13 protein-coding genes are annotated in these 13,520 nt (G+C 64.5%); 1 reads left to right on the top strand and 12 read right to left on the bottom strand.

Annotated elements, in window-relative coordinates; translation table 11 throughout:
* Window positions 1–2 precede the first annotated feature (2 nt).
* From ACN9MU_RS17560 to ACN9MU_RS17605, 10 genes are all read right to left on the bottom strand, one after another.
* On the bottom strand, window positions 3–1,052 hold the full coding sequence (locus ACN9MU_RS17560) for an aldose epimerase family protein (RefSeq protein ID WP_426161665.1): 1,050 nt from the start codon (window positions 1,050–1,052) through the stop codon (window positions 3–5).
* Window positions 1,049–1,666 (bottom strand): 2-dehydro-3-deoxy-6-phosphogalactonate aldolase, encoded by a 618-nt coding sequence (locus ACN9MU_RS17565; RefSeq protein WP_426161666.1) that lies wholly within the window; start codon window positions 1,664–1,666, stop codon window positions 1,049–1,051. The genes ACN9MU_RS17560 and ACN9MU_RS17565 overlap by 4 nt, the downstream gene beginning before the upstream one ends.
* The gene (locus ACN9MU_RS17570; RefSeq protein ID WP_426161667.1) at window positions 1,666–2,568 is read right to left on the bottom strand and encodes a 2-dehydro-3-deoxygalactonokinase; all 903 of its coding nucleotides are present in this window, start codon (window positions 2,566–2,568) and stop codon (window positions 1,666–1,668) included. Before ACN9MU_RS17570 ends, ACN9MU_RS17565 begins: the two co-directional genes overlap by 1 nt.
* Window positions 2,562–3,710: a galactonate dehydratase gene (dgoD, locus tag ACN9MU_RS17575; RefSeq protein WP_426161668.1), complete on the bottom strand. Its 1,149-nt coding sequence runs from the start codon at window positions 3,708–3,710 to the stop codon at window positions 2,562–2,564. Before dgoD ends, ACN9MU_RS17570 begins: the two co-directional genes overlap by 7 nt.
* 2 nt (window positions 3,711–3,712) lie before the next feature.
* On the bottom strand, window positions 3,713–7,489 hold the full coding sequence (locus ACN9MU_RS17580) for an NAD(P)-binding protein (protein WP_426318046.1): 3,777 nt from the start codon (window positions 7,487–7,489) through the stop codon (window positions 3,713–3,715).
* Between the two features lie 7 nt (window positions 7,490–7,496).
* Window positions 7,497–9,251 carry a glycoside hydrolase family 2 protein gene (locus tag ACN9MU_RS17585; protein ID WP_426161670.1) on the bottom strand — a complete coding sequence of 585 codons (1,755 nt, stop codon included), beginning with the start codon at window positions 9,249–9,251 and terminating at the stop codon, window positions 7,497–7,499.
* A 148-nt stretch (window positions 9,252–9,399) separates the two neighbouring features.
* Complete coding sequence (locus tag ACN9MU_RS17590) at window positions 9,400–9,597, bottom strand: hypothetical protein (protein WP_426318047.1); 198 nt, start codon at window positions 9,595–9,597, stop codon at window positions 9,400–9,402.
* A gap of 108 nt (window positions 9,598–9,705) precedes the next feature.
* Window positions 9,706–10,617 carry a methyltransferase domain-containing protein gene (locus tag ACN9MU_RS17595; protein WP_426344895.1) on the bottom strand — a complete coding sequence of 304 codons (912 nt, stop codon included), beginning with the start codon at window positions 10,615–10,617 and terminating at the stop codon, window positions 9,706–9,708.
* 94 nt (window positions 10,618–10,711) lie between these two features.
* Window positions 10,712–11,398: an ankyrin repeat domain-containing protein gene (locus ACN9MU_RS17600; protein ID WP_426343189.1), complete on the bottom strand. Its 687-nt coding sequence runs from the start codon at window positions 11,396–11,398 to the stop codon at window positions 10,712–10,714.
* On the bottom strand, window positions 11,398–12,177 hold the full coding sequence (locus ACN9MU_RS17605; RefSeq protein ID WP_426161673.1) for a TatD family hydrolase: 780 nt from the start codon (window positions 12,175–12,177) through the stop codon (window positions 11,398–11,400). Before ACN9MU_RS17605 ends, ACN9MU_RS17600 begins: the two co-directional genes overlap by 1 nt.
* Before the next feature lie 103 nt (window positions 12,178–12,280).
* Here ACN9MU_RS17605 and ACN9MU_RS17610 point away from each other — a divergent pair, with 103 nt between their 5' ends.
* Window positions 12,281–12,619, top strand: coding sequence for a hypothetical protein (locus ACN9MU_RS17610; protein WP_426318050.1), 339 nt, complete (start codon window positions 12,281–12,283; stop codon window positions 12,617–12,619).
* Here the strand turns inward: ACN9MU_RS17610 and ACN9MU_RS17615 are convergent.
* Both ACN9MU_RS17615 and ACN9MU_RS17620 read right to left on the bottom strand, forming a co-directional pair.
* On the bottom strand, window positions 12,616–13,137 hold the full coding sequence (locus ACN9MU_RS17615; protein WP_426318052.1) for a GNAT family N-acetyltransferase: 522 nt from the start codon (window positions 13,135–13,137) through the stop codon (window positions 12,616–12,618). The two genes, ACN9MU_RS17610 and ACN9MU_RS17615, sit on opposite strands and share 4 nt — an antisense overlap.
* Before the next feature lie 3 nt (window positions 13,138–13,140).
* Entirely contained in the window at window positions 13,141–13,518 is a 378-nt protein-coding gene (locus ACN9MU_RS17620; protein WP_426161675.1) for a PilZ domain-containing protein, read from the bottom strand.
* Between the last annotated feature and the right edge of the window lie 2 nt (window positions 13,519–13,520).

Genomic DNA, 13,520 nt, shown 5'->3' on the forward strand with positions numbered 1-13,520 from the left:
ATTCACCTCCACCTGTCGATGACATAGCGCGTGCTTGCGCTGTAGGGGGCGCCGGGGCCGCAGAACGCATTCGGGAAGCCGGGCTGGTTCGGCGCGTCGGGGAAATGCTGCGGCTCCAGGCACAGGCCTGCATGGCGTGTGAAGTCGCGCCCCTTGCCGCCGAGCGCGCCATCGAGGTAATTCCCGCTGTAGAACTGCAAGCCAGGGCAATCGGTATAGATCTCCATCTGGCGCCCGGACGCGGGGTCAGCCAGGCAGGCCTGCGGGCCGCGCCCTCCCGCCAGCACGAAATTGTGGTCATAGCCGCGCGCCAGGGCCAGTTGCGCATCCGCCTCTGCCAGCGCGCTGCCGATCCGGCGCTTCAGGCGAAAGTCGAACGGCGTGCCGGCCACTTCCCTCACCTGCCCGCTCGGCAGCAATCCCGTGCGCACCGGCAGGTAGTGGGCAGCGTCCAGGCGCAGCTCGTGCCCGAGAATGTCGCCCTCGCCAGCGAGGTTGAAGTAGCTGTGCTGGCTGATGCTCACTGGCGTCGGCCGGTCGCACACGGCCTGGTAGTTGCAGCGCAGCTCCCCGCTTGTCGTCAGCTCGTAGGTGACCATGACCAGCAGGTTACCCGGATAGCCTTCTTCGCCGTCGCGGCTGAGGCGGCACAGGCTGATGCGCGCCGCGTCGTTGTCGCTGCTCGCGTGGCCCTGCCAGCTTTGCTTGTGGAATCCGCGCCGGCCGCCATGCAGGTGATTCTCGCCTTCATTTTGCGTCAGCTGCACCACGCGGCCATCGTGCACGTAGCGGCCGCCCGCTATGCGATTGGCGAAGCGCCCGACCACGGCCCCGAAATAGGCCGTGTCGCGTTCGTAGTCAAGCATGGTATCGAAACCCAGCACAAAATCGAGCGGTGGACGATGCCGTGCCAGCACGCGCCAGCTACGGATGATGCAACCGTAGTCAAGCACCGATAACAGCATGCCCTGCCCGTTATCGAGCGTGAATTCCATGACCGGCTCGCCGTTGGCAAGCTCCCCGAACAAGCGGCTTTCGACACAGGGCTTCATCGGGCGCGCCAGGCGGCAATCAGCTCGCGCGCCCGCGACTCGAGCTCGGGCAAGGCAATGCCCGGCTCATACAAGCGGCCGCCAATCCCGAAACCGTCGGCGCCGGCGCGCACCCATTCATGCAGGTTGCCGGCACTGACGCCGCCGACCGGCCACACCCTTGCCGATGGCGGCAGGATGGTCTTGACACTACGCAGCCCGCTCGGGCCCAGCGTCTCGGCGGGAAACCACTTGACCGCATCCGCGCCCGCCGCCAGCGCCGCCAGCGCTTCGGTCGGCGTGGCAACGCCCGGCAGGGTCAGCATGCCCAGGTCGCGCGCGCGCCGCATCACCGCCGGGTCGAAATTCGGCGCGACCATGATGCGGCCGCCGGCCGCGTGGACCGCGTCCACGTCGGCGACGCTGGTCATCGTGCCGCCGCCGACCAACCCATCGTTGGGCTTCATGCCGTCCAGCAGACGGATGCATTCCAGGGCGCCCGGGCGGTTCAGCGGCACTTCCAGGATCCGGAAACCGCTGTAGAACAGTGCTGCCGCGACTGCCGGCGCTTCCGCAGCGGTCAGTCCGCGAAGAATCGCAACCAGCGGCGGCTGGTACTCGTCGATTGCGCTCATCAGATTGCCTCCATGAAGCGAGCCAGGGCCGCGCAATAGGCTTGGTCCGGGTCAATCAACTCTGTCGCGTAGCCGAGCATTTGCGCGACCTCGCGGTACGGCGCAGTCAGCTCGGCCGAGGCGATCAGGTGCAGCACAGGCATGCTGCCGGCTGCAGCGGGCGCCTCTTCACGCCGCGCCGCGAACTCCGTGCCGATCAGCAGGCCGCTGACATAGGAACGCGTTTCGCCTGCGTTCGAATCGCCCGCCACGACGCGGGCGCGCGCTTCAAACAGAGTATGGCTCAGGGCTTCGGCGCTTTGCGCACGGTTGGCGCCGGCGCGCAAGGCATCTGCGTCGGCATGGCCCTCGGCCATCAGTGCTGCCAGGGTTCCCGATGAGCGCAGGGATGCATACAATTCGCCGGTGATGAAGGTGGTCAGGCGCGCTATCTTGCCGTCGGCAACTTCCACCCATTTGCTGTGCGTGCCCGGCAGCACGTAGCAGCCGTCGCCATGCCTGAGGAAATGCGCGCCGAAGAGCTGGGTCTCTTCGCCGCGCATGACGTCAATGCTGCCGTGCTCGCGATAACAGTAGCCCGGCACGATGAAGCAGCCTGGCGCGCCGCTGACCGGCACCAGGGTCTCGGGCAGGCGCGCCAGCGGCACGCTGCTATCGAGGTAAGCCACTTCCTGCCAGCCCTGCGCACTGCCTACCATGCCCGACATGACGACCGGCACCAGCGCGTCGAGCTCGAGCAGCTGGCGCAGCGCCTGCAATGACTCGGCAAAATGGCCCTGGGCCGCCAGGGCGCCCTGCGCGTCCTCGTGCTTGCGCAGGCAACTCCCTTCCGCGCCGATGACATAGGCGCGCCGGTTGCTCGTGCCCCAGTCAATGCCCAGCAGGCAGGCTGGCGCTACCATTCGGCCACGCTGCCATCGGCGTGCCGCCACAGCGGATTGCGCCAGTCAGGCGCTGCGCGGCTGGCCTCGATGACCCGTTCTTCATTGATGTCGACACCCAGGCCCGGCAGAGGCAAGGGGTCAATATAGCCGCCTTCCATGCGGAAGTCGCCCGCGTTGTGCACGTAGTCGAGCAGCTCTGCCCCCTTGTTGTAATGGATGCCCATGCTCTGCTCTTGCAGCACGGCGTTATACGAGACAAAGTCCACTTGCAAGCAGGCTGCCAGCGCCACCGGGCCGAGCGGGCAGTGCGGCGCCAGCGTGACGTCGTAGGCTTCCGCCATGGCGGCGATGCGCAGGCATTCGCTAATCCCGCCCGCGTGCGACAGGTCCGGCTGCAAGATCGCCAGTCCGCCCTGCTCCAGCACGCGCTTGAATTCGAAACGCGAGAACATGCGCTCGCCGGCCGCCAGCGGAATGCTGGTCATGTCGGACAGGCGGCGGTAATACTCCGACTGCTCGGCCAGCACTGGCTCTTCGACGAACAAGGGGCGGTAGGGCTCGAGCGCGCGCAGCAGCGGCTTGGCCATCGGCCAGGCCACCCGGCCGTGAAAGTCGATGCCGAACTCGATGTCGTAACCGAAGGCGGAGCGGATGCCGGCAATGCGCTCGACGGCCGCGTCCACCGCCGTGGCGCAGTCGAGCATGGCCATTTCCTCGGTACCGTTCATCTTGAAGGTATTCAGGCCGATATCGCGCAAGGTCTGGATGCCCGCCACCACATCGGCCGGCCGGTCGCCGCCCACCCAGCTGTAGATCTTCATGCGCTCGCGCACCTTGCCGCCAAGCAGCTGGTACACCGGCACCCCCAGCGCCTTGCCCTTGATGTCCCACAAAGCCTGGTCGATGCCGGCAATGGCGCTCATGAAGACCGCACCGCCGCGATAGAAGCCGCCGCGGTACATGGCTTGCCACAGGTCGCTGATCTGCGCCGGATCGCGCCCGACCAGCAGCTCGCCCAGCTCGTGCACCGCCGCTTCCACGGTGCGCGCACGGCCTTCGATCACCGGTTCGCCCCAGCCGCTGATGCCCTCGTCGGTCTCGATCTTGAGGAACATCCAGCGTGGCGGCACACGATAAGTGCTGAGTTGCGTGATCTTCATGGTCAGGACGCCTTCGGTGCAGCCCGGCTGCGAAGGCGCGCCACCTGCTCGGCCGCGCGCTTGCCGGCCAGGAAAGCATGGTCGGAGTTGTAGTACTCCCATTCGCTGTAGCGGCCGGCCAGCAGGATGTCATGCTGCGCCAGCCATTCCCGCACGATGGCGACGTTGCGCGCACGCTGGTGGTCGTAGACGACATAAGCCACCGGCATGTCGACCTGGTTCGCCACCACCACCTTGTCGTCCGCACGCAGGAAGCCGACCTTGACCGCATCGGCAATGCAGCGCTCGATCAAGGCGTCGCCATCAAGCGGCAGCGGTTTCCATGGCGAATAAGAGATTTCGCAGGTAAAGCCGAAGCCGCCCGGCGCATTGCATTCAGGACTGGCGTTGCCTTGAACGAAGATGCGATGGAAGATGCTGTCTTCGGGGTAGTAGATCCAGTGCTTGTCCGTCACATCGCTGCGCGCGATGCCGATATTGACGCAGCGGATCGAGATATGGCGCAAGCCGTGCGCCGCTTCGCGCACTTCCGCCGGCGCCGCTGCGCCGATCAGCTTGACCAGTTCCGGCAGCGGCATGGTGCTGATCAGGTTGCCGTACTTGAATCGCCGGCCATCAGCCAGCGTCACGACGTGCTCCTCGGGCAGCACCTGCGCCACTTCCGCATTCACTTCGATTTTGCCGCGGATCAGGGGCAGGAAGCCATTCATCAGGGCCTGGAAGCCGCCGCGGCGCGGATAGCCGAAGCGGGCATTCGGCCCCATCGGGCGCGGCACCGGGCGCAAGGCGCCTTCGATAATCTCGGACAGGTCCGGCAGGGGCACGCGGCCGCCAAGCCAGGAGGTTTCCATTTCGCTTAATGGCACCGTCCACAATTTGCGGTTATAGGGAATTGCAAAGTGCTTCGCAATGCCTTTGCCCCATGCCTTGTAGATAAAGTCTTCAAAACTCTCGGTCTGGGCTGCGCGCGCTTCCTGGCTGGCTTTGGCCGCCTCGGCGCCGCCGTCGGCGCAGCAGTCCTCCACTTCCACGCTGGAGCAAGCCTGGCCGCTGCCGGCATCGCCATAACGCGCATCGATGGCGCCCACGATGCACTCCTTGATCACTTCCGGCGGCAGGCCATACAGCGCGCCCTGGAAGGGATAGCGGGTATACACGCCCTTGCTGTGGACCCAGGCTTCGCGCATCTGCCAATGCTGGTTGTCGCCCAGCAGCTTGTCGTACAGTTCGAGCACGTAGGGATCGTTGGAAAACATGATATGGCCGGCATGGTCGAAGGTGAAGCCGCCCTCCTCGATCGAGCGGCACCAGCCGCCCACCGTCTCGTTTCGCTCCAGCAGCAGGTTGTCCGCGCCCACGTGGTAGGCGGCGGACAGGCCGGTCGGTCCGCCCCCGATCACAATGCTGCCGAACGACTGGCCGCTGGCCGAGCCGCGCAGCGGGTTGACGTTGGGCGCCGCGCTGGCGCCGGCCAGCTTGCGCGGGGCGCCTTTGCCGGCCAGGCGCGCCGCCTTGCCGCCTGGCGGTGTCTGGTCGATCAGTTCGTGCATGCGGTCAGCCGTTGCATCCCACGAGGTGCGCGCCACCACCTCGCGCATGGCCGCCGCCATCGCCGCCGCTTGCTCAGGTGCCTGGGCCAGCGCCGCCTCGCAATGGCAGATGAACTCGTTGTGGTCATGAGCGATTGCCACGATGTCCCCATACGGCTGTTCCACGTCGCGGATGGCAGTGCTGACAATGGGAAGTTCCGCGGCCATGTACTCCAGTACCTTGGTCGGGCTGATGAAGCGCGTCGCTTCGTTTAGCGCAAACGGCAGCAGGCAGACGTCCCAGCCCGCCAGGAACTGCGGCAGGGCCTTGTACGATTGCTGTCCCAGGTAGTGCACGTTCTGGCGCTGCGGCAAGGTGGCCGGGTCGATCTTGACCACCGGGCCCACCAGCACGACCTGCCAGTCCGAATGCGCATCGGCGATGTCGGCAATCAGTTCGGCATCGAAGCGTTCGTCAATCACGCCGAAAAAGCCCAGGCGCGGACGCGGGATGGCCGTGTGCAGCGGGTGGCCGTTGCTGCGGTCCAGCGCCTGCTCGAAATGCACCGCATCGACGCTGCTTGGGAAGCAATGCGCATTGTCGTGGCGCGAGCGCTTGGCTTCGTACAGGCTGGGCCCGCCGGTAAATACCAGGTCGGCAATGTTCAGCAAGGCCGTCTCGCGCTGCAGCAATTGCTTGGGCGGGTTCCGGAAGGCGCTCAGTTCGTCCATGCAGTCATAGATGACCAGGGAAGGATGCAGGGCTTGCAGCAAAGGCAGCGCCATCGGGGTGTAGAACCAGACCAGCACTTCCTCGCCGTCCGGCGCCAGGGCCGCCACCAGCGGCTGCAGCAGCGGGATCTGGTCGTCGTGGAAACCGCGCGCGTCGACCGGTGTGTGGGGCTGGCAGACCGTCAGGTTCGGTGCGGGATGGGACATGACCATGCGTGCCTCCCCTTCCTCATACACCGGCTCCTCGACGAACACCACCTTGTAGTACTTGGCCAGGCGGGTGAGCAGGTGCTGAGGACGCTGGTATACGAAATCCCAGCGCAGGTGGCAGAAAACAATCAACGTTTGCATGGCATTCTCCTTGGTTTCACACAGGCTGTCGGTCAGCCGGATCGATTGGCGCAATGCAGTGGCGTACGGTGCGACGAGGACGCGGGCCAGCGGATCGGGCCCGTCGCGGTCCAGGTCCCACAGCCCGCTGTGGTGCCAGTGCTCGGCGTTTTCCCAGTCGGGCCGGTCGATGGCGGGGTACAGGCAGATGCCGCATACCTCGGCGCCGCGTTCGCGCGCCATCATGCTTTGCTCCGCCATTTCCCTGATCCAGGTGCCGCGGCCGCTGCCGACATGGCTGGTCTCCGCCAGCAGCACCGGCCGGCCGTAGCGCTGGTGCAGTTCGACCAGGATGTCGGACAGGGGCCGGCGGCGCGGGTCGTCCAGGTGCCACCACAGCCGCATATTGGTGCCGCTTTCCCACTGGTTGCTGTGATAATAGTTGCCGCCCACCAGGTCCAGGTAGCGCGGGTGCCCGCCAAGCTCCGGTTCGACGCGGCCGCACAGCATGTCCAGCGCCTCGTATTGCGAAGCGGTCCAGCCGGCGGCCTGCGCCGCCCAGTCGGGACGGTCCTTGGGCGCGATGACGTGGATCAGCGGGTCGCACTGGAAAAAGCGCGCCCCCGGCGTGATCTCGCGAATGGCGTCGATGGCGGCGATGGAAGCGCGCACCAGCTGGCGCTTGCCCAGTTCACCGGCCCGCTCGTGGTACATGTTCAGGCAGCGGAACATATGCACCGACAGGCCCCAGGCCGTGAAGGACAGCTCGTTCATCGGCGAGTACACCGGCTCTTCGCCCAGCCAGGGCGCCAGGAAGCGCGCGCTGGCCTGGCAAAAACGCACGAAACGCGGCACGAAGTCGTCGCTGTAGATGTCGACGTCTTCCGGCCAGCCGTAGTGGCAGAAGGTCCAGCAGCTTTGCAGCCCCAGCGCGCGTGCGGCTTCCAGGCGCGGCAGCAGCGGCGAGAAATCGAACTGGCCGTCGCGCTCGACCAGCCGCCAGCCGATCGATTCGCGCACCGTACGGATGCCGAACCGGGCCAGCAGCTCATAGTCGGCGCGGGCGCGCTGCAAATGGCCGGTGACCAGGTTCATGTCCTGCGGCTGGCCGGCATGGTTGACGTGGTCGGCGCCCTCATAGCCGGCTTGCCAGAAGGTGGCGAAGGGATGGCAGGCGGGGGTCGTCACGGCGCACCTATTGCACGTTGCGCGTCGCGGCGCTGATCAGCTCGAGGGGAATCTTGGGCGTGCGGTCGGCGTTCAGCAGGCCGTTCGTTTCCTGGAAGGTGTCGGCGAACTGGGTATAGCAGAAGCCACTGAACATCATGGTTTCGTTGACGACCTTCAGCAAGGAACGGTAGTGCTCGAGGAAGCCCTCGGCCGTGTTCTGGCGCGAATAGCCCCAGGTATGGTGGGCCGGTGCGTTCGGGTCGAAGGCGATGCCGCCGAACTCGGTCAGCACGATCGGCTGGCCGCGGTGCGGGAAGCCGTCCAGCGTGAGGATGCGCCCGCCCGGGCGGCGCTGGTCGAACAGGGTGCGCACCGGATCGGTCACTTCATAGCGCTGGCGCACGCGCTCCGGGTCGGGATCGTAATCGTGGATGCCGAGGATGTCGGTGGCCGAAGCCTCCCAGCCGTCATTGCCGATCACGGGCCGGGTCTGGTCCAGCATGCGCGTCAGGTGGTAGAGCGCTTCGACTGCGTTGCGGTGCGATTGCACGGCGGTCAGGTTGGGCACGCCCCAGGATTCGTTGAACGGCACCCAGACGATCAGGCTGGGGTGGCTGTAGTCGCGCTCGATCGCTTCGCTCCATTCATGCAGCAGGCGCGTCATGGCGCGCGCCGAAAAGGCGTAGGCCGACGGCATCTCTTCCCAGACCAGCAGGCCAAGGCGGTCGGCCCAGTACAGGTAGCGCGGGTCCTCGATCTTCTGGTGCTTGCGCACGCCGTTGAAGCCCATCGCCTTCGCCAGCTCGACATCGCGCCGCAAAGCCTCGTCGGAAGGTGCGGTCATCAGGCTTTGCAGCCAGTAGCCCTGGTCAAGCACCAGGCGCAGGTGGTAGGGCCGGCCGTTCAGCATGAAGCGGTCGCGGTTGATCGACACCGAACGCATGGCGGTATAGGAGCGCACGCGGTCCAGTATCTGGCCATCGCGGTACAGGGTCAGCTCGGCGTCCAGCAAGGTGGGCCGCTCGGGGCTCCACAGGATCTCGTTGCGCGAATCGTCGATGCCTGGGTCCGACAAGGCGATCTTGCGGTTGGCCTCCTGGCCCACCATCAAATACCGGTCCGCGGCCAGCAGCTTCGCGCCGAGCCAGACCTTGACTTCTACCGTCAGGCCGGGCGCGGCGTCGCCGCCGGCCAGCACTTCGCAGCCGAGTTCATAGCCGTCGAAGATCGGTGTCCAGCGCAGCCTGCGGATATAGGTGGCCCCGACGTTTTCCAGCCATACGGTTTGCCAGATGCCGGTGGTGCGCGGGTACCAGATCGAATGCGGCTCGAGCTGCCAGTCCTGCTTGCCGCGCGGCTTGTTCAAGTCGGCAGGATCGTCTTCCACGAACAGCACCAGGGTCTGCTCGCCCTCGACCAGTTCGTCGGTGATGTCAGCCGTGAAGGAAGTGTGCCCGCCTTCGTGCTCGGCCACCATGTGGTTGTTGATCCACACGCGCGCCTGGTAGTCGACGGCACCAAAATGCAGCAGCGTGCGGGCGCCGCGCTGTTCGACCTTGAAACGGCAGCGGTACCAGCAAGCGTTATGGAAACCGGTGTCGCCGATCCCGCTCAGTTCCGACTCCGGCGCAAACGGCACATTGATGCGGCGCGACCAGGGAATATCGTCCGAAGGCAGGCAATACCTGTGTTCGTCGTCGAACTCGAACTCCCACTCGCCATTGAGCGACTGCCATTGATCGCGCACCAGTTGCGGCCGCGGATATTCGAATTGCCCCATTGTCTGCCCCGCCCATCGTTGTTATTCGATGGGCCATCGTAGCAGCGCGATTGCCACAGTGCGCTTACGATACGGGCCGGAAAAATTTCCGCCGGCTTCGCATAAAACCTTTAGATACTGGCGGTATGCAAAATGCCACGCCAGGCGGTTAGCGCGGCGAACCACCCAGCACGCGCGCCGGCAGCATGACGATGGCGCGCAGCAGTTCGAACACCGCTTCGACACCGATGCCAAGCAAGCGGAACGGCAGCAACAGCAGCCAGACGATGGGATACAGGACCAGGGCAAGCAAGGCCAGTGGCCAGCACAGGAACAGCAACAACAGCCATAAGATGAAGCCGAACATTCCAGCACCTCCGATTGAAGTTGAGGCAACTGTAAAGCGGACGTCCGGCCCGGACAACGGACATGCGACCAAATGCAGATTAGGCCGACAGAGAGCGAAAAAGCGGGGTCAAGCTGCAAAGGCCGGCAAGGCGGCCGTGGTGCGCAGGGCGACCGCGCGCATGGTCGCTTGCAGGGACTGGATCTGGCCGCCGGCACGGTAGGCAAAGCTGACTTGCACGGCCTCGCCGGCCCGCAGCTGGACCGGCTCGGCAAGCGGCAAGGTCATGTAGTGGTTCAGCCAGTCGATGGTGTTGTTACGTTCGGACACGACAGCCAGGATGTTCTTGGTGATGAAACGCAGCGCGTTGAGCTGGCCGTCCCTTTCGGCGATGAACTGGCCTTCCCAGCGATACAGCATTTCGTTGGGCTGGGTGAAATCGATCAGTGCATAGACCTGGGGCTGGGACAGTTCCACCGTGGCATTCTGGATCTGGCCCGGCTGCTGGAACTGCACGATCGGGGCGATGAAACCGTCGAAATCGTATTCCTGCTGGACCGGCTGGACCGCCATCAGCACCGCCTCCGGCATGAACACAGGCAGAGGGCCGCCAAAGCGCTCCAGGTAGCGCTGCTTGAAATGCTCGATGACCTCGACCTGCTTTTCGCGCAACATGGCGACGTGGATCATTTCGCAGATGACGACATCGACCGGCTCCGGCGGCAGGTATTCGAAGGCATCGGCATGCACCATTTCGACGCGCTCGCCATTGTTGTTCATTGCCAGGAACTTGCGCGCTTCCTGCACCATGTCCGGGTTAAATTCAACACAATACACCTTGTCGGCCTTCTGCGCCGCGAAAAAGGACAGCACGCCGGTGCCGCCGCCCAGTTCCAGCACCTTCATGCCCGGCTTGACCACGTAATCGATGGCGGCCTTGAAGTTGTGCATGCGGTTGGCATCCATCAGCATATTGTGATGGTAGTGCAGCGGGATGAACTGGCCGAGGTAGCAGCTTTCGATTTCGCGTTCGTTCAGCATGGCAGTGGCGCGGGCGCGCGGTGGGTTGTCGACAACAGGATTGTCGCCCCAAGCACGCCTGGCCATTTGCACGATATGAAAGGGAAATACCGCCTTATTTGCCGCCGAGGTGCTGGCGGATTTGCTCGGCGATCCACGGTTTTTGCGCGCGAATGGCAAATTCGGCGGCATTTTCGCGCCAGGCACGGTCTTTCAGGCGGGCGTCAGCGCCCTCATCGAGCAGGAGCTTGACCGCATCTTCCTGTCCTTCGCGGGCGGCCAGCATCAGGGGCGTGGTGCCAGTCGGCGACGCGGCGTCGATGTAGGCGTGGCGCTCGAGCAGCAGCTTCATGATGTCGAGGTCGCCGGACGCGGCGGCGTAATGCAGGGCCGTCCAGCCGGGGCGGTTGACCTGCGCACCGCGCTCCAGGATGGCGAGCACGGCGGGCTTGTTCTTTTGCAAAGCTGCCATCATCAAGGCCGTATTGCCGTTCGGCGACTGTTCATCGATTCTCAAGCCCGGCTGCGCGAGCAGCAGCCTGGCAACGCGCATTGCGTCGTTGCGCATCGCAATGATGAGACCGGTCTCTCCGCGCTGCGGGTCGTGCAGGTTGGGATCGAGGCCGCGCGCCAGTACGGCCTTGACGGTGCGGTCGTCGTCGATCTGGACAGCGCGGAAGAACGCGACCTGGTCGGCTTCGGCGTCGAACGCCTCTCCGGCCGCGTTCGCGCTTGCCAGCCCGGCAAGCAGCGCCGCGGCAGCTCCGGCCAGGAAGGCGAGCGCGGCGCGGCGGCTCATCATCAGGCTGCCGCCTTGAACAAGTCGAAGAAGTTGGCGGAAGTCTGCTCGGCGACCTTTTCCAGCGGGATGCCTTTGAGCTTGGCAATGAATTCGGCAACGTGGGCCACATAGCCCGGCTCATTCATCTTGCCGCGGTACGGTACAGGCGCCAGGTAGGGCGAATCGGTTTCGATCAGCATCCGTTCCAGCGGCACTTCCAGCGCCACTGCCTGCAGCTCCTTGGCGCTTTTGAAGGTCACGATGCCCGAGAAGGAAATATAGAAGCCTTGCTCCATCGACGCGCGCGCTACCTCCAGCGATTCGGTAAAGCAATGCATGACACCTGCCACGCCGCCCTGACCGGTGCCGGCGCCCTCTTCGCGCATGATCCGAATAGTGTCTTCCGAGGCGGAACGGGTGTGAATGATCAATGGTTTGCGCGACTCGCGCGAGGCGCGGATATGGGTCCGGAAACGCTCGCGCTGCCATTCCAGGTCGCCTTCGAGACGGTAGTAGTCAAGGCCGGTTTCGCCGATGGCGACGATCTTCGGATGCCGAGCCAGGTCGACCAGCTGTGCGACCGTCGGTTCAGGCGTGTCTTCGTAATCGGGATGCACCCCGACCGAGGCGTAAATATGCGGATACTGCTCGGCCAGCGCCAGCACGCGCGGGAAGTCCGGCAGGTCGACCGACACGCAGAGCGCGTGGCTGACCTTGTTTTCCGCCATCTTGGCGAGGATTTCAGGCATCCGGGCAGCCAGCTCCGGGAAGTCGATATGGCAGTGGGAATCGATAAACATCCCGGCATTTTATCCGAAACTTTTCAGGACCCAGCCTGTCCAAAGTCAAAACCATTCGGAATACAGCTACGCCAAAGTAGCGGAAACATGCTATGGAGGCGCTATGGATATCGAGGAACGCATGGCGAAAGCAGAAACGGAAATTGCCATCCTAAAAGAAATGCAAAACGAACTGCGCGCGGCAATGGCGCTCGGTTTTGCTGAGCAACGTCAGGTGATGGAGGCCGGTTTTGCCGAGCAACGTCGTGTCATGGAAGCCGGCTTCGCTGAGCAGCGCCAGGCATTGGACGCTGGCCTGCGGGAGGTCCGCGAGGCGCGGGAACGTGCAATTGCTGAGCTGCGCCAGGAGATGCAGCGCGGTTTTCGCTGGACCTTCAGTGCGCTGTTATCCATCCTGGCCCTGGTCCTGGGCATTATTGCCCGGCTGGCGGGCGCGATTTAAGCGACGCGCTTGCCCAGGATGACCAGGTCGCGCTCGACGCCGTCCAGGTTGGCGACGCGCGGCAGCGTGGCCCAGGTCTCGAACCCGAATTTCTCGAACAGCGCCAGCGATGGCTTGTTGTGGCCGAAGATGAAGCCGAGCACGGTATGCACGTTTACCTGCGGCGCGAAATCAATCGCTTCCTGCAGCGCATAGCGCCCGACGCCCTTTCCGCGCCACGCCTGGTCGATATAGATCGATACTTCCGCCGTGCCCGCATAGGCGGGACGGCCATAGAAGTTCGAATAGGAAATCCAGCCAATGATGCCCTCGCGCCCCGCCTCCTCGATCACCCACAGCGGCCGGCGGCCGGGCTCGTGTTCGTGGAACCACGGCAGACGCGATTCAAGCGACACGGGCTCGGTATCGGCTGTCACTTCGCGGGAGGCGACGGTGCTGTTGTAGATCGCGACAATCGTCGGCAGGTCGTCGAGTGTGGCGAGGCGGTGGCGGAAATGTGGGTGGCGCAACTTCGTCATGCGTTAAAGCGTGTGGGTGGCACGGGACGAGCGCAGCGCAGCGCCCAGGATTTCTTCGATGCGCAGGCGGGTACGGGTGCCGGTCTCGTCGTCCGGAAAATGCACGCCGATGCCCTGCGTCTTGTTATTGGCCGCGCCGGGCGGCGTGATCCAGACGACCTTGCCGGCGATCGCGTACTTGGCAGGATCGTCCATCAAGGTCAGCAACAAATAGATCTCGTCGCCAATCTTGTATGGCTTTTGGGTTGGCACGAACATGCCCCCATGCTTCAGGAAAGGCATATAGGCCGCATACAGGGCCGCTTTTTCCTTGATTGCGAGGGACAACACCGTTGGCCGGTTGACGGCCGCGGCACCTGGTTCGGTTGGGCTTGCGCTCATTT

Source organism: Pseudoduganella sp. R-32 (assembly GCF_049913245.1).
Lineage (GTDB): Bacteria > Pseudomonadota > Gammaproteobacteria > Burkholderiales > Burkholderiaceae_D > Rugamonas.